Genomic DNA, 440 nt, shown 5'->3' with positions numbered 1-440 from the left:
TCGCAGGAGGTGTACCTGAAGGAGTTGGGCAGCGAGTCTCCGTTATTGGTGCGGCTCATCATGAAGTCCATCCACAAGGACGACAAGCGGCTGGTGAAGCACATCGGCTGCAAACGCTTCGGCATCCAGTACCTCCTGAAAGGCATCTACACGCACAACGGGCTGCTTTATTTCCATACGGAACTGAAGAACTCCTCCAACGTGCCGTTCACGGTGGACTTCGTGTCGTTCAAGGTGGTGGACCGGAAAGTGGCGAAACGCACCGCCATCCAAGAGCAGGTGATTGTGCCGCTGCGTGCCTATAACTACGTGACGGAGGTCGGCGGCAAGAGCCGGGAGCGCACGGTGTTCACCCTGCCCAAGTTCACCCTGCCGGACGACAAGCAACTGGTGGTGGAGATAAACGAGCAGAACGGCGGGCGGCATCAGCAGTTCACGGT

1 protein-coding gene is annotated in these 440 nt (G+C 58.2%); it reads left to right on the top strand.

Annotated features, from left to right (window positions below; genetic code table 11):
• On the top strand, positions 1 to 440 hold a 440-nt coding region (gene traN, locus M3090_RS15635; protein WP_249057802.1), incomplete at both ends, for a conjugative transposon protein TraN.

Source organism: Bacteroides sp. ET71, from assembly GCF_023336905.1.
Classification (GTDB): domain Bacteria; phylum Bacteroidota; class Bacteroidia; order Bacteroidales; family Bacteroidaceae; genus Bacteroides.
The sequence above is the reverse complement of the archived record's forward strand: the minus strand, read 5'-3'. Positions and strand labels throughout refer to the sequence as shown.